Annotated in this window: 14 protein-coding genes, 1 tRNA gene and 1 pseudogene; 12 read left to right on the top strand and 4 right to left on the bottom strand. The window is 38.4% G+C overall.

The annotated features are described in order from the left end of the window. Positions 1-15: 15 nt before the first annotated feature. From FTX43_RS02685 to FTX43_RS02675, 3 genes are all read left to right on the top strand, one after another. Positions 16-813 carry a PTS sugar transporter subunit IIC gene (locus tag FTX43_RS02685; RefSeq protein WP_002348299.1) on the top strand — a complete coding sequence of 266 codons (798 nt, stop codon included), beginning with the start codon at positions 16-18 and terminating at the stop codon, positions 811-813. Next, positions 800-1,606: a PTS system mannose/fructose/sorbose family transporter subunit IID gene (locus tag FTX43_RS02680; protein WP_002320364.1), complete on the top strand. Its 807-nt coding sequence runs from the start codon at positions 800-802 to the stop codon at positions 1,604-1,606. The genes FTX43_RS02685 and FTX43_RS02680 overlap by 14 nt, the downstream gene beginning before the upstream one ends. 135 nt (positions 1,607-1,741) lie before the next feature. Then, positions 1,742-4,165, top strand: a complete 2,424-nt coding sequence (locus FTX43_RS02675) for a polysaccharide lyase 8 family protein (protein ID WP_147606714.1) — start codon at positions 1,742-1,744, stop codon at positions 4,163-4,165. Between the two features lie 46 nt (positions 4,166-4,211). On the opposite strand, the pseudogene nrdF reads toward FTX43_RS02675, so the two are convergent. The 3 genes and pseudogenes from nrdF to nrdH form a co-directional block, all read right to left on the bottom strand. After that, positions 4,212-5,176 (bottom strand): annotated as a pseudogene (nrdF, locus tag FTX43_RS02670) (class 1b ribonucleoside-diphosphate reductase subunit beta). A 49-nt stretch (positions 5,177-5,225) separates the two neighbouring features. Further along, the gene (gene nrdE, locus FTX43_RS02665; protein WP_002310024.1) at positions 5,226-7,385 is read right to left on the bottom strand and encodes a class 1b ribonucleoside-diphosphate reductase subunit alpha; all 2,160 of its coding nucleotides are present in this window, start codon (positions 7,383-7,385) and stop codon (positions 5,226-5,228) included. A gap of 158 nt (positions 7,386-7,543) precedes the next feature. Continuing rightward, positions 7,544-7,768, bottom strand: coding sequence for a glutaredoxin-like protein NrdH (gene nrdH, locus FTX43_RS02660; RefSeq protein ID WP_002287795.1), 225 nt, complete (start codon positions 7,766-7,768; stop codon positions 7,544-7,546). A 401-nt stretch (positions 7,769-8,169) separates the two neighbouring features. Between nrdH and FTX43_RS02655 the strand changes: the two genes are divergently transcribed. The 6 genes from FTX43_RS02655 (at position 8,170) to FTX43_RS02625 (ending at position 14,746) form a co-directional block, all read left to right on the top strand. Then, positions 8,170-8,643, top strand: coding sequence for a ferrous iron transport protein A (locus FTX43_RS02655; RefSeq protein ID WP_080491753.1), 474 nt, complete (start codon positions 8,170-8,172; stop codon positions 8,641-8,643). Beyond that, positions 8,640-10,772: a ferrous iron transport protein B gene (gene feoB, locus FTX43_RS02650; RefSeq protein WP_147606712.1), complete on the top strand. Its 2,133-nt coding sequence runs from the start codon at positions 8,640-8,642 to the stop codon at positions 10,770-10,772. Before FTX43_RS02655 ends, feoB begins: the two co-directional genes overlap by 4 nt. Before the next feature lies 1 nt (position 10,773). Further along, a complete protein-coding gene (locus tag FTX43_RS02645; RefSeq protein ID WP_002290587.1) occupies positions 10,774-10,908 on the top strand; it encodes a hypothetical protein in 135 nt (44 codons plus the stop codon). A 93-nt stretch (positions 10,909-11,001) separates the two neighbouring features. Then, the gene (locus tag FTX43_RS02635) at positions 11,002-11,646 is read left to right on the top strand and encodes a GntR family transcriptional regulator (RefSeq protein ID WP_002287801.1); all 645 of its coding nucleotides are present in this window, start codon (positions 11,002-11,004) and stop codon (positions 11,644-11,646) included. A 186-nt stretch (positions 11,647-11,832) separates the two neighbouring features. After that, the gene (locus FTX43_RS02630; RefSeq protein ID WP_002310029.1) at positions 11,833-13,026 is read left to right on the top strand and encodes a glycine betaine/L-proline ABC transporter ATP-binding protein; all 1,194 of its coding nucleotides are present in this window, start codon (positions 11,833-11,835) and stop codon (positions 13,024-13,026) included. Next, on the top strand, positions 13,019-14,746 hold the full coding sequence (locus FTX43_RS02625; RefSeq protein WP_002310030.1) for an ABC transporter permease/substrate binding protein: 1,728 nt from the start codon (positions 13,019-13,021) through the stop codon (positions 14,744-14,746). The genes FTX43_RS02630 and FTX43_RS02625 overlap by 8 nt, the downstream gene beginning before the upstream one ends. A gap of 172 nt (positions 14,747-14,918) precedes the next feature. On the opposite strand, the gene FTX43_RS02620 is transcribed toward FTX43_RS02625, so the two are convergent. Beyond that, positions 14,919-14,991 (bottom strand) — tRNA-Lys (locus tag FTX43_RS02620). Between the two features lie 380 nt (positions 14,992-15,371). On the opposite strand from FTX43_RS02620, the gene FTX43_RS02615 reads away from it, so the two are divergent. The 3 genes from FTX43_RS02615 (at position 15,372) to yycF (ending at position 17,681) form a co-directional block, all read left to right on the top strand. Continuing rightward, on the top strand, positions 15,372-15,938 hold the full coding sequence (locus FTX43_RS02615; RefSeq protein ID WP_002310031.1) for a DUF1836 domain-containing protein: 567 nt from the start codon (positions 15,372-15,374) through the stop codon (positions 15,936-15,938). Next, positions 15,928-16,788, top strand: a complete 861-nt coding sequence (locus FTX43_RS02610; RefSeq protein WP_073490564.1) for a DegV family protein — start codon at positions 15,928-15,930, stop codon at positions 16,786-16,788. Before FTX43_RS02615 ends, FTX43_RS02610 begins: the two co-directional genes overlap by 11 nt. 188 nt (positions 16,789-16,976) lie before the next feature. Further along, positions 16,977-17,681: a response regulator YycF gene (yycF, locus tag FTX43_RS02605; RefSeq protein ID WP_002288850.1), complete on the top strand. Its 705-nt coding sequence runs from the start codon at positions 16,977-16,979 to the stop codon at positions 17,679-17,681. Positions 17,682-17,684 lie beyond the last annotated feature (3 nt).

Genomic DNA, 17,684 nt, shown 5'->3' with positions numbered 1-17,684 from the left:
GAGGAGGAAGAAAGTATGCACTTAGCAGCGTATCAAATTATTCTTATTACGGTTTATGCTTTTATTGCAATCAATGATTCGCTTATTTCAAATACATTAACACAACCAGCCATCGCAGGTATGATTTCAGGAATGATTATGGGAGACTTAAAAACAGGATTGATGGTTGGAGGTACATTGCAACTAATGAGACTAGGGATTGCGGCTTTCGGTGGGGCATCAGTTCCTGATTATTTCACAGGAGCCGTCTTGGGAACAGTATTTGCGGTTATCTCTGGGAAAGGTGCAGAGTATGGTATAGGATTGGCTGTTCCAGTATCTTTATTGATGTTGCAACTTGATGTAGTCGCTCGCTTTTGTAATGTTTATCTCTTGCATCGTGTAGATAGAGCAATTGATGATATGAAAATCAATCGTATACCGCGATTAGTCTTATCTGGCTCTTTTCTTTGGGGATTATCACGAGCCATTCCGATTTTATTGATGCTTTTAGTCGGTGATGCTGCTGTTTCAACGATCACAGAAAATACACCAGAATGGTTGATGAATGGACTAAAAACTGCTGGTGGGGTGTTACCAGTCGTGGGTGTGGGAATCTTGTTGCATTACCTTCCAACAAAACAATATATTCCTTATTTACTATTGGGTTTCTTTTTAGCCGCTTATTTACAAGTGCCAATGCTTGGTGTCTCAATCGTCGGTGTGATTGCTGCAATTATTGTATTTAAAAAAGATAGTGAAAAAGCAGAACATCCGACAGTGACAGCCACAAATAATGGAACATTTGAAGGAGGATATGATGGGGATGAATAACCAGAAATTAACAAAACAAGAGCTGAATGCGATTAGTTGGCGCTATATTTTAGGAAGTCAGCTGAACTGGAACTATGAACGAATGATGAGTTCTGGCTATTTATATGGGATATTACCAGTATTGAAAAAATTCTATGGTAATGACGAATCACACTTACAAGATATGATGCGTACACATAATCAATTCTTCAATACCAACGCGATTTTCGGAAATTTGATCATGGGGATTGATGTGGCAATCGAAGAAGAAGATGGTTACAAAGCAAAAGACACAATCATTGCCTTAAAAACAGCTTTAATGGGTTCTCTTGCTGGCGTAGGTGATTCATTGTTCCATGTGATTTGGGGAACGATTTTTGGATCGATTGCAGGAACATTAGCTCAAAGTGGCTCAATTGTTGGATGTGTGATTTGGGTCATCGCGAATATCGTTTTGTTATTTGGACGGGCTGCGTTATTACCATTAGGATACAAACAAGGAGTCAAACTTGTCACAACTTTGAAAAACAAATTATCTGCATTCACTAATGCCGCAACAGTTTTAGGTGTCACGGTAATTGGTGCTTTGATTCCTTCCGTGGTAAAGGCAACGATCCCATTTGTTTATAAAAAAGATGGTGTGGAATTAGTTATTCAAGATACATTAGACGCTATTTTACCCTCTCTTGTTCCGGTGTTACTTGTTTTATTAACTTATTGGATGTTGGGACAAAAGAAATTGAATTCCACACGAGTAATCTGGATCATTTTGATTCTTTCCATTGCATTAAGTGCGTTTGGTATTTTAGCTTAAAAAAGGAAAAGTGAGATACGTCCGTTCACATATTTGTCCAAAAAGTAGAGGTTAAGCGGTTTTCTCATTCACTAAGATAAATGTGATTTTAGCCTCTGTATATTCATACAATCTGATGAGAAAGAGGGAGCAAAGATGGAGAAGGAGAAAAAAGGTTTGGGTAGAAGGATTCTTTTGATGAGTATGCTTAGTTTAATTAGTTTATTTGGAATGAGTATATCAACCTTTGCCGAGGAAGATGAATTTCAAAAGATGGAAGAACGATGGAAAAGTCAACTTGTCTTTGAAAAAGAAAGTCCGGAAAATGAGTCATTAAGAGCATATATAGAAGCGTTATCAAAAGAAGAGGAAAATTTATATCAAACATTGGATCAATCACCTGACCGGACCTATCTATGGCCACTTGAATCGGGAAATACTTCTTCAGCAGATTTGACGACACAATTTACGAAACTCCAGAAACTTACTTATGCCTATAAGACAAAAGGGACAACACTTTATCAACAGCCAGAGGTTGCTGCAGCAATTAAAGAGGGAATCGATTTTATGATTACCAAAAAAGGATATGATGGGAAAAAGTATTATGGAAATTGGTGGGATTGGCAAATTGGTATCCCACAAAAATTTGTGAATATCCTTCTACTGTTGCACCAAGAGCTATCCAGTGAAAAAATCCAACAATATACAGCTATTTTAAATCAATATGTACCTGATCCATTCCAGCAATTATATACTAAACCACAAGATTCATTTGTAGACCTTGCATTTATCCCTAACTTTTCAACGACTGGTGCCAATCGAACAGACTTATCATTGACTGTTTTAGGAGTAGGTATTTTACAAAAAGATGCCACAAAAATCCATCAAGCAGTGAATGGGATCAAAGATGTTTTTCAACTCGTGACAAGTGGAGATGGGTTTTACGCAGATGGTTCCTTTATCCAGCATAATGATATTCCTTATACAGGTTCTTACGGGAATGTACTAATCAAAGGAGTCGGACAGATTTTTACGATTGTGGATGGGACTTCTTATGCAGCAGCTTCTGATGACATTCACGCTTTCGTAGAAAATGTAGAGAAGGCCTTTATTCCTTTGATTTACCAAGGTGAAATGCTTCCCATGGTGAATGGACGCGCTATTTCGCGTGCGCCTTCAAAGACGAAGGTAGGATACGGGTCTTCAACGATGTATAATTTATTGATTGTTTCAAAATTTGCACCAGAAGATAAGCAAAAGGAACTAAAAGAAGCAGTTAAATATTGGATGCAATTGAACCCTTCGTATTATATAACGAATGTAAGAGATTATAATGATCTGGTCATGACACTATCCTTATTAGAAGACCAGACGATTTTAGGGAAGGATTTACCATTCGTAGGGACAAAAATGTATCATAAAATGGATCGTTTTGTTCAGCGTACCAGTAAGTATATGGTAGGAATCAGTATGTATTCGAACCGTATCTCTTCTTTTGAAGCAGGAAATAAAGAAAACAAACGTGGTTGGCATACATCGGATGGGATGGTCTACTTATATAATGAGGATGATGTACAATTCGGTAAGAGCTATTGGCCGACTGTCGATCCTTATCGATTGCCAGGAACAACGGTCGATACAGTCCCTTTAAAAGATGAAATCTCTTCTTTTACGACTGTGCGATCAAATGAGAAAGCCGTTGGCGGTGTATCAAATGAAGGTCAGGCAGTGGTAGGTATGGCTCTAAATAAAACTGGAACAAAGAATAATGGGACAGTTTTGCCAATGGATGTCAAAGGGAAAAAATCGTGGTTTGTGCTTGACGATCAATTGATTGCGCTTGGTTCGGGAATTACCGGTAACACAAATGCGTCTATTGAAACGATTATAGATAATCGTTTATTAAACGATCAGTTTACTTATAAAGTTGTAACAGAAACAGGAGAAATTACCCAGCCAACCGAACAAAGTGAAAAAGAATGGTTATTGTTACAATCAAGTCAACCAGAAACATCGATCGGTTATTATTTTCCTGAGAAAGAAACAGTAAAAGTGATAAGTGAAGCACGGCAAGGTAATTATAGGGAAATCAACGAATCATTTCCTAGTGATGAAGTTTATCATGGAAGTTATCGGAAGTTTTTGATCAATCATGGAAAACATCCAATCAATGAAGCTTATGCATATGTGACATTACCCGGAGTGAACGAAAAAGGTTTAAAAGAATATGCAGAAAAAGAACCAGTTACTATTCTTCAAAATACTCCAAAAATTCAAGCAGTAAAAGTAAAAGAATCCGGTTATTTGGGTATCAATTTTTGGGATAATACTGGTGGAGAATTAGATGGATTAAAAACAGATAAACCACTTTCTGTATTAAAGAAAATAAACGAACAAGAAAAAAGTTATACGTTTGCTGATCTTGCTCATACAAAGACGAAAATAACGATTGAATTACCAAATGATTTTGAAGCTATTCAAAGCATGAGTGAAGGAATTACCTATGATGAGCAGATGGGTCGCTTTACTATTGATTTTTCGCAAACATCGGATACACAAAAACAAATTGTCGTGGAATAAAAAAAGCGCACAAGAATAGAATATTCTTGTGCGTAATTTTTTATCCTTATTCCAATCCAATCAAATAATCGTCATCTTTCATCGCTTCTACATGACCTAACAAATAGCCGTTTCCGACTTGTGAGAAGAAGTCATGGTTGCTTGTGCCTGTTGAAATCCCGTTCATTACGATTGGGTTGACATCATTGGCAGTATCTGGGAAGAGTGGGTCCATCCCTAGGTTCATCAATGCTTTGTTGGCATTATAGCGTAGGAATGTTTTGACTTCTTCTGTCCAACCGATTGGATCGTATAATTCTTCTGTATAACGTTCTTCGTTTTCATAAAGCTCATAAAGAAGATTGTACATCCAGTCTTTCAACGTTTCTTGTTCTGCTTCAGGTAATTCGTTGAAACCTAATTGGAATTTGTAACCGATATAGGTTCCATGTACCGATTCATCTCGGATGATCAGTTTGATGATCTCTGCTACGTTTGCCAATTTGTTGTTTCCTAAATAATAAAGAGGAGTATAAAAACCTGAATAGAACAAGAATGTTTCTAAAAGACGCTGGCAATTTTCTTTTCTAGCGGTGTACCGTGTTTGTAGATTTCATTAATACGCTCAGCTTTTTTTTGCAGATAAGGATTCGTATTCGTCCAGTCAAAAATTTCTTCGATTTCTTTTTTCGTGTTCAGTGTACTAAAAATAGAAGAATAACTTTTGGCATGGACGGATTCCATGAATTGGATATTGTTCAAAACGGCTTCTTCATGGGGAGTACGGACATCTTTACGCAACTGATCCATACCGCTTTCAGATTGGACAGTATCCAGCAGTGTCAAACCGCCGAATACATGTCCTACTGTATCTTTTTCCAATTGAGACAATGTGCGCCAATCATCTAGGTCATTTGAAAGTGGGATACGTGTATCTAGCCAAAATTGCTCTGTCAGCTTCTCCCAAGTGGATTTATCAATGATATCTTCAATTTCATTCCAGTTTATTGCTTCATAATATGTTTCTGACATGAGAATGCTCCTTTAATTAAAATATGAATAAGCGAATCTATCTATGATATTAGATTACGCAGCTTTCACATTGATTGCTTCCGATTTCTTCTGCATCATCAGTAAAGGTACGTACATAATAAATGGATTTGATTCCTTTATGGAAAGCGTAATGTCTTAAAATATTCAAATCACGTGTCGTTTGCTTCGTTGTTGTCTTCCATTCATAAATACCTTCTGGGATTTCAGAACGCATGAATAAAGTCAAACTCATGCCTTGATCGACGTGTTGTTGTGCCGTTGCATAAACATCGATTACTTTACGCATGTCCATATCATAAGCAGAAGTGTAATATGGAATCGTCTCATTGGATAAATAAGGCGCTGGGTAATAAATTTTACCGATTTTCTTCTCTTGGCGTTCTTCGATCATGCGAGTGATAGGATGAATGCTTGCACTCGTATCATTGATATATGAAATTGAGCCATTTGGTGCTACTGCCAAGCGATTTTGGTGATATAGCCCATCTTTCATTACTGCTTGTTTCAAGGTATTCCAATCTTCAGCAGTTGGAATAAAAATCCCTTCAAACAATGCTTTGACTTTTTCTGATTTTGGCTGGAATTCTCCAGTTACGTATTTTTCGAAATAAGTGCCATCAGCATAAGCTGATTTTTCAAAATTATGGAAAACTTGTTTTCTTTCACGAGCGATATTGTTGCTTTCAACAAGTGTCCAATAATTCAACAGCATGAAATAAATATTTGTAAAGTCTAATGAATCCTCTGAGCCATATTCCATTTGTTCTTTTGCAAGATAAGTGTGTAAGCCCATGGCACCTAATCCAATCGTATGATTCAGCTTATTTCCGTTTTGGATCGGTGGTACGACATCGATATCAGATGCATCTGTAATAAATGTCAATGCACGAGTCATCGTACGCACAGATTGACCAAAGTTAGGGCTTTGCATCAAATTCACGATATTTGTCGAACCTAAGTTACATGAGATATCTGTTCCTAATACTTCATACTCCTGTTTGCCGTTGATCACAGAAGGCGTTTGAACTTGTAAAATCTCTGAACATAAATTACTCATGATAATCTTGCCGTCGATTGGATTCTCGCGGTTCGCTGTATCAATATTGATTACGTAAGGATAGCCAGATTCTTGTTGTAATTTTGAGATTTCATTTTCAAGATCACGCGCTTTGATTTTTTGTTTGCGAATGTTTGGATTTGCAACTAGACGATCATACTCAGCTGTAATATCTACATAAGAGAATGGAACACCATATTCTTTTTCGACACTATATGGACTAAATAAATACATATCTTCGTTTTTACGTGTCAATTCATAAAATTTATCAGGTACGATCACACCAAGAGAAAGAGTTTTTACGCGAATCTTTTCATCTGCATTTTCTTTTTTTGCTGAAAGGAAAGCAATAATGTCTGGATGGAACACATTCAAATAAACCACACCAGCTCCTTGACGCTGACCTAATTGATTAGAATAGCTGAAACTATCTTCGAATAATTTCATGACTGGAACGACACCACTCGCAGCACCCTCGTATCCTTTGATAGGAGCGCCGGCTTCACGAAGATTTGATAAAGTAATCCCTACGCCGCCACCAATACGGGACAATTGCAAAGCAGAGTTGATTGAGCGCCCGATAGAGTTCATATCGTCAGTGACTTGAGTCAAGAAACAAGACACCAATTCGCCCCGACGTTTACGTCCAGCATTCAAGAAAGAAGGTGTAGCTGGCTGATAACGTTGATGGATCATTTCATCTGCAAGAGCAAGTGCTAATTCTTCATCCCCGTTCGCAAAGTAAAGCGCATTGAAGGCTACTCGATCTTCATAAGTTTCCAGATAAGCGGAACCGTCGTTGGTTTTCAACGCATATTGAGAATAAAATTTGTAAGCAGCCATAAAAGATTTGAAAGAAAAATGTTGTTCGTCCAAAAATTGATATAGCTTTTCAATAAATGATGGTGAATATAATTGGATGAATTCTGCTTCTATATATTCTTGTTCGATCAAGTAATTGATTTTTTCCATAATAGATGGAAAAGTCATCGTATTTGGTTTGACATTTTCTTCAAAAAAGGCAGCCAAAGCTTCTTTATCCTTATTCAAAGGGATTTGACCATTGACTGGTCGATTGATTTCATTATTCAGCTTGAAATAACTGACATCTTGTAAATTTTTAAGACTCATACGTACGCCCAACCTTCATTTCGTATTTGATGATGCTTGATTGCAAATCATTGCATTGTTTTTAAGCTTTAAAAAAGGATTTGGAAGTTTGCGACAAAAACTGGTGCTGTCTCAAGCCCTTCAAATCCATGTATCTTGTTTTGATTCTTTTAGTCATGTTAGCTGGCAAGTTTACGCAACTGATCAGGACGGAATCCGATAACTGTTTCTGCATCGGAAGTAATGACAGGAACACTTTGGAATCCTTGTGCTTTCAACCAGTCTACTGCTTCCGGTTGTTCATCGATATTGACTTCTTCAAAAGCAATTTGATTTTCTGTTAAAAAACGTTTGACCATCTTGCATTGCATGCAATTATTTTTAGAAAAGATTTTTACGTTCATGATGAGTGCCTCCTCTAAACACATTCTTATTATCTATAATAGATAGTATAAAACTCTTAGTAAAAAAGTCAAACAACAAACACTACATATTGTGTTGTGGAAACTGTGGAATACTAAGTTTTGTGTTTTTGAAAAAAGAGCTGAAAACAAGTATCGTGTGGGAAAATAGCAAATCTAATAGAGAAAAAATTGTGGAAAACTATGAAGAAATATTTTTTTCTCATTTTTATCTATCAATAATAAAGAATCGCTCATAATATCACAAGTGTAATTGACATTCTCAATTACCGAGAGTATTCTATGTGAGAATGATTCTCATTTATTTGCGTAATACGTGAGAAAACTAGAACATAGAATGAATGATTTCAATACATGATTTATTTCACAAGAGAGGAATCAATATGCAGACCTTAGCTCAGGCAAAGCAAAACTTCGTTTATCAAGTCGAACGAATCGAAACAGAAGAAAAAACAAAACGCCATTTGCAAAATATTGGGGTCGTTGCCGGAAGTAAAATCGTCGTCGTCAATTTATCAGGCAACAATGCCATTTTACTGGTAAAAAGTCATCGAGTGGCAGTAAGTCGGGAAATACTAAGTCAGATCTTTGTCAATAAAAATATTGCTTCCTCTGAAAGCTGGACCTCTCTTGATCAATTAAAAGCAGGAGAGACTGGGATCGTCGTAGCCATCCACGGACAAGGCGCAGTGAAGCGGCGGTTGATGGATATGGGATTGACGCGAAATGTAAAAATAGTCATCCGAAAACTAGCCCCTCTAGGAGATCCAATCGAACTGACAGTGCGAGGATATGAATTGACGTTACGAAAGTCAGAGGCTGAATTAGTCTTGGTACAAAGGGAGGAAAACGAATGAATATCGCGTTAGTCGGAAATCCAAACAGCGGAAAAACGAGCTTGTTCAATCTTTTGACTGGTTCGAATCAATATGTAGGGAATTGGCCGGGCGTAACAGTAGAAAAAAAAGAAGGATCGTTGAAAAAAAATCCGAACATTCATATTCAAGACCTACCTGGCATCTATTCTTTGTCTCCTTATACACCCGAAGAAGTGATTGCAAGAGATTATTTGGTTCATGAACAGCCTGAACTGATCATCAACATTATTGATGCTACCAATTTAGAGCGGAATCTATATTTAACTACGCAGTTATTGGATTTAGGCATTCCTATGATCATTGGTCTGAATATGATGGATATCATCAAAAAAGAAGGAAAAAAAATCAACCTAGAAAAGCTTTCCTATGGTCTTGGTGTACCAGTTTTACCAATCAGCGTATTGAAAAAGCAAGGAATCGAAAAATTAATCGAAAAGATTCAGGAGGCTGCAAAAAAACGGCTTTCTATTCCTGTTCCCTGTACATACGATCCGCGTTTAGAAGCAGCTTTACATGAAATTGAAGATGTACTAGGAGAAAAAAGTAGCAAGAAACGCTGGTATGCAATGAAATATTTTGAAAGAGATCAGAAGGTGAATGAGGATGATGAGATAACAAATTCTCAGCAAAAAGAAATCGAACAACTGATCCAGTTGACAGAGAAACTATTGGATGACGATAGTGAAACGATTCTAGTCAATGAACGTTATGAATTTATTACCCAATTATGTGCACTATCTGTCGTGTCAAATGATTCTTTCCAATTATCGATGAGTGACAAAATCGATCAGATTGCAACGAATCGTTGGTTAGCCTTGCCAATCTTTGCATTTGTGATGTGGCTGATTTATTACTTGTCTATTCAAACTGTAGGAACAATGGGGACAGATTGGATCAATGATACATTGTTTGGAACGTGGCTACCAGAACATGTTGGCAGACTGTTAGCTGAATGGCAAGTAGCGGAATGGATGCAGGAGCTGATCTTGAACGGCATCATCGCAGGCGTGGGAGCAGTATTAGGATTTTTACCGCAATTGATCGTATTGTTTTTATGCTTGAGCTTTCTAGAAGACTGCGGATATATGGCGAGGATCGCTTTTGTCATGGATCGACTTTTCCGGAAATTCGGGCTTTCAGGAAAATCCTTTATTCCTATGCTGATTGCCACGGGATGTGGCGTACCAGGGGTCATGGCTACTCGCACGATTGAAAACGAGCAAGATCGTCGTTTGACGATCATGGTCACGACATTCATGCCTTGTTCTGCAAAGTTGCCGATTATTGCCTTAGTAGCAGGGGCCTTTTTTCCTCACCAATCTTGGGTAGCCCCTTCTGCCTATTTTCTTGGGATGACTGCAATTATTTTCTCTGGAATCAGCTTGAAAAAAACGCGTTTGTTTGCTGGAGAAACAGCTCCGTTTATCATGGAATTACCCACATATCATTTTCCTCAATGGTCAACGATCCTAAGACAAACCTATGACCGCAGCAAGTCTTTTGTTAAAAAAGCAGGAACGATTATCTTTGTTTCTAGTATCGTGATCTGGTTTAGCTCTTCTTATAATTTTTATGCTCAACCTGTTCCTGAAGACCAAAGTATCCTAGCCTTTTTCGGACGAATCCTGGCTGTTGTTTTTCAGCCGCTTGGTTGGGGGAATTGGCAAGGAACTGTCGCAGCGATTACAGGATTAGTTGCTAAAGAAAATATTATTAGCACATTTGGTATTTTGTTTGGACATGCGGAAGTATCCGAAAATGGTAGAGAAATCTGGCAAGTGCTACAACACACATATACTCCCGCAGCAGCTTATTCATTGTTAGCCTTCAATTTACTTTGTGCGCCTTGTTTTGCGGCAATTGGGGCTATCCATCGGGAAATGAATGCCAAGAAATGGACTTGGATCGCCATAGGCTATCAATGCGGTTTAGCTTATTTAGTTAGTTTTGTGATCTATCAGTTGGGACACTTATTGGAGGGTGGACAGGTAGCATCAGGGACGTATCTTGCTATTTTACTGATGATAGGACTCGTTTATGTTTTGTTCCGCCAGCCAAAATCCAAGAACCAGTTTTATACTATATTGTCATTAGAAGGAGAGGAATAGGATGGCGACATTCTTATTAAGTGTATTAATCTTTGGAAGTGCAGGAGCGATTGTCTATACTCGTTTAAAATCCGGAAAGAATTGTGATGACTGTCAAACAGCCTGCCCAGTAAAAAAGGAACAGATCAAGCGATGATCAGTCGTTGCAAGAGGCTGTTCTCCCCTTTTTTGCTTATTTTGCTAGAGCATAGTAAGATGAGGGAAAGTAAAAAAAGAAAGAGGAAAGAAAATGTCTGGAAAGAAAAAAATCGTCCGCCCGCGCTATCAGCAGATTGCTGTTGATTTAGCCGAACGTATCGTTGAAAACCGATATAAAGTGGGTGAGAAGATCCATGCTCGCTCAACGCTTGCCAGTACGTACAATGCTTCTCCTGAGACCACCCGAAAGGCTATCAATGTGCTGGTAGATCTTGGGATCATGGAAGTACGGCATGGGAGTGGGGCATTTGTTGCCTCGAAAGAAAAAGCAAAAGATTTCCTATTGCAGTATCAAGATGTACAATCTATCCAAGATACAAAAGCAGAAATCATGGCGAGTGTGGAGAAGCAACAAGATGAGCTGAATCATTTTTCTCAATTATTGGATCAGCTGGTCAATCAAACGAAGCGAATACATAAGATGAACCCTTTACTTCCGTTTGAATTGTCTTTATCAGAAAAAGCAATGCATCTGGACCGTTCGATTAGCGAGTTGAATATCTGGCAGGCGACTGGTGCTACAGTTATCGCAATTTCTCATAACGAAGAACTACTTGTTTCACCTGGACCTTATGCTAAATTTACGGCAGGGGATATCGTTCATTTTATTGGAAATGAGTATACGCTACAGCGTATGACAAACTTTTTTTACCCGGAACATCAGCTTGCAGAATGATTGTGTGAAATATTATAAAAATATTAACTTGGCTAAACCTTTTATTTATAAAGATTTAACCAAGTTTTTTTCTGTTTAGACAAGCAAATTTCTTTCATTTTTGACAAAGTGACTACATGATGTTAACATAGTGTGGTCACTTTTTTCAGAAAGAAAAATGAATTTACATAAAAAAGGAGAATTTGTTTGGTAAAAGTAGAAGTAAAACATTTAACAAAGATATTTGGTAAAAAGACACAAGCCGCTTTAGATATGATGAATGATCACCAGCCGAAAACGGAGATTTTAAAGAAAACCGGTGCGACGGTTGGTGTGTATGACGTGAATTTTGACGTAAAAGAAGGAGAAATCTTCGTGATCATGGGGCTTTCCGGGAGTGGGAAATCCACATTGATCCGTCTATTGAATCGTCTGATCGAACCAACTTCGGGCAGTATCTATATTGATGGAGAAGATGTATCGAAGTTAAGTAAAGAAGAATTGCGAGAAGTCCGTCGTCATAAAATCAATATGGTTTTCCAAAACTTCGGTCTGTTTCCACACCGAACGATCTTGGAAAATACAGAATACGGGTTAGAAGTCCGTGGTATACCTAAAGAAGAACGACAAGAAAAAGCAGAAAAAGCATTAGAAAATTCTAGTCTGCTTTCATTTAAAGACCAATATCCTAATCAGTTATCTGGTGGGATGCAGCAACGGGTCGGCTTAGCCAGAGCTTTAGCGAACGATCCTGAGATCTTGCTGATGGACGAAGCGTTCTCGGCTCTTGATCCGCTGATCCGACGAGAAATGCAAGACGAATTACTGGACTTGCAAGCCAATGTTCAAAAAACGATTATTTTCATTACCCATGATTTGAATGAAGCTTTACGGATCGGGGACAGAATCGCGTTAATGAAAGACGGCGAAATCATGCAGATCGGAACAGGTGAAGAAATATTGACCAATCCAGCAAATGATTACGTACGTGAATTTGTGGAAGAAGTCGATCGTTCCAAAGTGCTTACTGCTCAAAACATCATGGTACCTGCATTGACGACGAATATCGAATCTGATGGACCAAATGTCGCATTGACAAGGATGCGTAATGAAGAAGTCAGCATGCTGATGGCTGTTGACCGAAAGAGACACCTGAAAGGAATCATTACTGCAGATCAGGCGTTAGAAGCTAGGAAGCAAAAACGTCCATTGATCGACTTCTTAGATGAAAATGTGACGGTGATCGGAAAAGACATGGTTGTAAGTGATATTTTCAATATTATTTATGATTCACCGACTCCGCTTGCAGTTGTAGAGGATGGAAAATTAAAAGGTGTCGTCATCCGAGGTAGTGTGATTGAAGCATTAGCAGAAACAAGCGAGGTGAGTGAACATGAATAATCTATTAAACTATCAATTACCAGTGGCAAACTGGGTAGAAAATATCACAGAATGGTTTACGACAACTTTTTCTGGCCTATTTTCATTTTTACAAACGATCGGACAGGCAGTGATGACGGGGATTACAAATTTACTGTTAGTGATTCCAGCGCCTTTGTTTATCTTGTTATTGACGATAGCAGCTTTCTTTATCTCTAAGAAACGTCCAGGACTTACGTTGTTCACGTTGATTGGTCTATGGTTTATTTATAACCAAGGTCTATGGAATGACTTGATGAATACTGTCACACTTGTTCTTTTATCTAGTGTGATCTCAATCATCATAGGTGTACCGTTAGGGATCTTGATGGCAAAAAGCAGTAAAGCTCAAAGCATCATCAAGCCGATCCTTGACTTTATGCAGACGATGCCAGGATTCGTTTATTTGATTCCAGCAGTTGCATTTTTCGGTATCGGGATGGTGCCAGGGGTATTTGCCTCAGTCATCTTTGCTTTGCCACCAACCGTTCGCTTTACGAATTTAGGGATTCGACAAGTACCGAAAGAGTTGGTAGAAGCTTCTGATTCATTCGGGAGCACAAGTCGTCAAAAACTATTCAAACTAGAATTGCCTTTAGCTAAAAGTACGATCATGGCAGGGATCAATCAAACAACGATGCTGTCACTTTCAATGGTCGTTATTGCCTCTATGATCGGTGCACCCGGCTTAGGACGAGGAGTATTGTCCGCTTTACAAAGAGCACAAGTCGGGAATGGATTTGTCAACGGGGTTGCATTAGTTATCTTAGCAATCATCATTGACCGTTTTACGCAGCATTTGAATCAGCCAAACAATAAGAAAGTTGCAGGAGCTGCAACACAAAAAAGTAAAAAACGTCAAGGATTGATCATTGGTGCTGTAGTAGTAGTGATCTTAGGTGCGATTGGTATAGGAAGTTTTTCTTCTGCCAAAGAAACAAAACGTATCAACTTGTCTTATGTCGAATGGGATACAGAAGTTGCTTCAACAAATGTAGTCGGTGAAGTATTGAAACAAATGGGCTATGATGTAACGATGACACCGCTAGATAATTCAATCATGTGGAAATCTGTTTCAAATGGCGAGTCAGATGCCATGGTTTCAGCTTGGCTACCTAAAACTCACGGTTCACAGTATGCACAATATAAAGATCAAGTCGAAGACCTAGGTGCCAATTTGACAGGAGCAAAAGTCGGTTTAGCAGTACCAGCCTACATGGATGTAAATTCGATCGATGAGTTAACCGATCAGGCAGGTAAGAAAATTATAGGAATTGAGCCAGGAGCTGGGGTAGTTACGGCTGCTGAAAACACAATCAAAAAATATGACAACTTGAAAGACTGGAAAGTCGAGACATCTTCTTCAGGAGCAATGACCGTTGCACTAGGACAAGCAATCAAAAAACACGAACCAATTGTAGTTACAGGATGGACACCTCATTGGATGTTTGCCAAATATGATCTGAAATACTTGGAAGATCCTGAAAACGGAATGGGAAGCGAAGAGCAGATCCATACGATGGTTCGAAAAGGATTGAAAGAAGACCAGCCAGAAGCTTATAAAGTATTAGACAATTTCCATTGGTCAGAAAAAGATATGGAAAAAGTCATGTTGGAAATCAACAATGGAAAAGATCCACAGCAAGCAGCAAAAGACTGGATCAAAGAGAACCAAGAATTAGTCGAAAGCTGGAAAAAATAAAAAAGGCGGAAACAAAATAAATGGAGCTTCCAAAATTGGATCAAAAATCCAGTTTTGGAAGCTCCATATTCGTCTGTCTCTTTTTTGTCTATAAAAAAAGAGAATGCGCAGTTCATCTTCGAAACGTCCGAAGACGCCGACAAACTACCATTCTCGTGGGTTTGGCACCCAATGGGCCGTGAGGGGCTCGAACCCGCGACCCGCTGATTAAGAGTCAGCTGCTCTACCAACTGAGCTAACGGCCCATACAAAAAGTACTTAATAATAGTAGCACTAAGAATTTTAAAATGCAAGACTACATTTAAAGAAAATCAGAAAAATCTTTACTTCCTTATAGGAAATCATTCATAGATTATTCACATTTGCTCGTTACTATATAAGCATACCAACAAACAAAGTTCTTGCAAGAGAACAAACCCTAACACTTTTTTCATTTTTTACTCCTTTCCCGCCGTCTCCCCGGCGGGTCTCCTGTTCTTAACGATAAAAGACAAGAAGGCTTGGCCTTCTTGTTTTTTTGCTTTTATAAAATTCCATTAATTAAATCATCTAGTTAAAACAACTAGATTGAATGTTTATTATAACTCTGGTATCATGTTAATGAAATGAAAAAGGAGCGGTTACGATGGAAAAAATGCGTCAGCAATTAATGGAGTGGGGAAAAGAACTGGAAACATTCCGTCTGCCTCACTGGGAAGAGCTCCCCGACCTAGAACTTTATATGGATCAAGTCAGAACGTTAGTTGATCGTTATCTTTCACCTGTGATACAAGGAGAAAAGCATCCATTGCTGACCTCCTCTATGGTAAACAACTACGTTAAACTGGGATTGATACCAGCACCAGTTAAAAAAAGATACAACAAAGAACATGTAGCATTTTTACTTGCAATCACTACATTGAAACAAGTATTGACTATTCCTGAAATCAAAGAAGGAATATTGTTCCAAGGAAAAACAGTGGGGATTCGTGAAGCTTATAATCTATTCTGTGATGAACAAGAAGCAGCTGTATGGATGGTCAGCCAATTAGCACAAGGCAAATCCCATCCCAAAAAATTCGACCAAGCGACCCCTGTAGAATATATTGCTGTAAGAGCAGCAACTTTATCGTTTGCAATGAAACTTCTTGCGGAAAAAACGATTGTTCTAGAATCCGAATACTTAAAAGAGGAGAAAACAAATGAAAAATGATAAAATCGCGATTTTAGTAGATTCTGGTACGGACGTGCCAGAAGAATTGATAAAAAAATATGAGATGTACATGATTCCTTTGAAAATTATTTATAAAGATCAGGTATATACAGATAAAATAGATATTACACCTGAAGAAATCTATCAACGCTTGCCAGAGAAAATTCCAGGTACATCTTTGCCTGACGGCGAGTCGATCGCAGAAATCTTTGAGCAAATCAAAAAAGATGGTTATGAAAAAGTACTTGCGGTAACGATTTCCAGCGGATTGAGCGGGACGTATAACGTAGTTCGTTTGATTGCAGAACAGCAAGAAGAATTGGAAGCGTATGTACTAGATACGAAAAATATCGGTATTGGTGCGGGTTTTTCTGCAATACAAGCAGCGAAATGGTTAGAAGACGGTGTCGAGTGGAATCAGCTGATCAGTAATTTGAATGAATTAGTCGAAAGAACAAAAGTTTTCTTTAATGTTGCGACATTGGAATATCTCCAAAAAGGTGGACGGATTGGTTTGGTTGCTTCTATTTTAGGAACCGCTTTAAAGCTTAACCCAATCATCTCCTGTAATGATGAAGGAATCTATTACACAGTAGGAAAAGCTAGAGGACGTAAAAAAAGTTTGGATAAGACGGTTGCTTACGTCAAAGAAAAAATCGGCAATGCCAAGGTTTTTAACTTAGCCGTTGCCCACGGTGATGCGAAAGAAGAAGCGATTGAAATGGAAGCGAGGCTCAAAAGAGAGTTCCCGCAAGCAAACCAAATCTACTTTGGTCAAATTTCTCCGGCATTAGTAGTCCATACTGGTCCGGGATTATTAGGTGTCGGCGTACAAGTTTTAGAAGGATAAATCAAAAAAGGAAAACAGTGAGGTGAAAATCAGTGTTTTCCTTTTTTTATTGAAGTTAGAACAAAAAAAGAAAGTATTTTGCACGCCCATGTTAATTTTCTCTTTTGTTTTATAGGCAAAGATGAAACAAAACCAGAAATACGGTATAATGAAAAGGTGTGACAATAATATATAAGAGGTGGCTCTTTATGAAAAAAGTTTTAGTTGTCGATGATGAGAAGCCGATTTCGGATATCGTCAAATTCAATTTAGCCAAAGAAGGCTATGATGTTTATACTGCATATGATGGGGAAGAAGCCTTGGAAAAAGTTGCTGAGGTAGAACCTGATTTGATTTTACTTGATTTGATGCTACCTAAAATGGACGGCTTAGAAGTGGCTCGTGAGGTACGCAAAACTTATGATATGCCGATCATTATGGTAACAGCCAAAGATTCTGAAATTGATAAAGTCCTAGGCTTAGAGTTAGGCGCCGATGATTACGTGACCAAGCCATTTTCCAACCGAGAATTAGTTGCACGTGTCAAAGCAAATCTTCGTCGTGGTGCCACGGCTGCGAAGGAACCAGAAGAGGCAGCACCTGCTGAATTGACGATTGGTGATTTGACGATCCATCCAGAAGCTTACATGGTGACGAAACGAGGAGAAACAATCGAGTTAACACATCGCGAATTCGAACTACTCTTTTACTTGGCGAAGCACCTTGGACAAGTGATGACAAGAGAACATTTATTACAAACGGTTTGGGGTTATGATTATTTTGGAGATGTACGAACAGTGGATGTAACTGTACGTCGTTTACGTGAAAAGATCGAAGATAATCCAAGCCATCCAAATTATTTAGTGACACGTCGTGGTGTCGGTTACTATTTGCGTAACCCAGAACAGGAGTAATTG

Source organism: Enterococcus sp. DA9, from assembly GCF_008000875.1.
GTDB lineage: Bacteria > Bacillota > Bacilli > Lactobacillales > Enterococcaceae > Enterococcus_B > Enterococcus_B lactis.
This window is presented reverse-complemented; position numbering and strand designations above follow the sequence as displayed.

What these genes read in the sequence shown, in the direction of transcription:
- FTX43_RS02685 (WP_002348299.1), top strand. Translation starts at nt 16, where the DNA reads ATGCACTTAGCAGCGTATCAAATTATTCTTATTACGGTTTATGCTTTT.
- FTX43_RS02680 (WP_002320364.1), top strand. Translation starts at nt 800, where the DNA reads ATGGGGATGAATAACCAGAAATTAACAAAACAAGAGCTGAATGCGATT.
- FTX43_RS02675 (WP_147606714.1), top strand. Translation starts at nt 1,742, where the DNA reads ATGGAGAAGGAGAAAAAAGGTTTGGGTAGAAGGATTCTTTTGATGAGT.
- nrdE (WP_002310024.1), bottom strand. Translation starts at nt 7,385, where the DNA reads ATGAGTCTTAAAAATTTACAAGATGTCAGTTATTTCAAGCTGAATAAT.
- nrdH (WP_002287795.1), bottom strand. Translation starts at nt 7,768, where the DNA reads ATGAACGTAAAAATCTTTTCTAAAAATAATTGCATGCAATGCAAGATG.
- FTX43_RS02655 (WP_080491753.1), top strand. Translation starts at nt 8,170, where the DNA reads ATGCAGACCTTAGCTCAGGCAAAGCAAAACTTCGTTTATCAAGTCGAA.
- feoB (WP_147606712.1), top strand. Translation starts at nt 8,640, where the DNA reads ATGAATATCGCGTTAGTCGGAAATCCAAACAGCGGAAAAACGAGCTTG.
- FTX43_RS02645 (WP_002290587.1), top strand. Translation starts at nt 10,774, where the DNA reads ATGGCGACATTCTTATTAAGTGTATTAATCTTTGGAAGTGCAGGAGCG.
- FTX43_RS02635 (WP_002287801.1), top strand. Translation starts at nt 11,002, where the DNA reads ATGTCTGGAAAGAAAAAAATCGTCCGCCCGCGCTATCAGCAGATTGCT.
- FTX43_RS02625 (WP_002310030.1), top strand. Translation starts at nt 13,019, where the DNA reads ATGAATAATCTATTAAACTATCAATTACCAGTGGCAAACTGGGTAGAA.
- FTX43_RS02615 (WP_002310031.1), top strand. Translation starts at nt 15,372, where the DNA reads ATGGAAAAAATGCGTCAGCAATTAATGGAGTGGGGAAAAGAACTGGAA.
- FTX43_RS02610 (WP_073490564.1), top strand. Translation starts at nt 15,928, where the DNA reads ATGAAAAATGATAAAATCGCGATTTTAGTAGATTCTGGTACGGACGTG.
- yycF (WP_002288850.1), top strand. Translation starts at nt 16,977, where the DNA reads ATGAAAAAAGTTTTAGTTGTCGATGATGAGAAGCCGATTTCGGATATC.